Annotated in this window: 1 pseudogene; it reads right to left on the bottom strand. The window is 47.2% G+C overall.

Features of this window, described 5'->3' with window-relative positions:
- A pseudogene (locus RYX56_RS22855) lies at nt 1–267 on the bottom strand (tryptophan synthase subunit beta); the annotation flags it as partial.

The raw sequence follows: 267 nt of genomic DNA, 5'->3' as shown, positions 1-267 counted from the left end.
ATTTATTTCCCCCTTTTAGCCTTGCTCTTACAGCATCAACATCCTTATCCCCTCGTCCTGAAAGACAGACAACGATATTTTTTGTAGGGCCCAGCTCTGCGGCAAGTTTAATGGCGAAGGCTACGGCATGAGAACTTTCAAGCGCCGGAATAATTCCTTCAAGTTTTGATAATAGCTGGAAGGCATCAAGGGCCTCTTGGTCAGTGATAGAATGGTAATTCGCACGGCCGATTTCCTTTAAATGGCTGTGTTCCGGGCCGACACCAG

Origin of the sequence: Alkalihalophilus lindianensis, assembly GCF_032843265.1 — a bacterium.
GTDB lineage: Bacteria > Bacillota > Bacilli > Bacillales > Bacillaceae_D > Alkalihalophilus > Alkalihalophilus lindianensis.
This window is presented reverse-complemented; position numbering and strand designations above follow the sequence as displayed.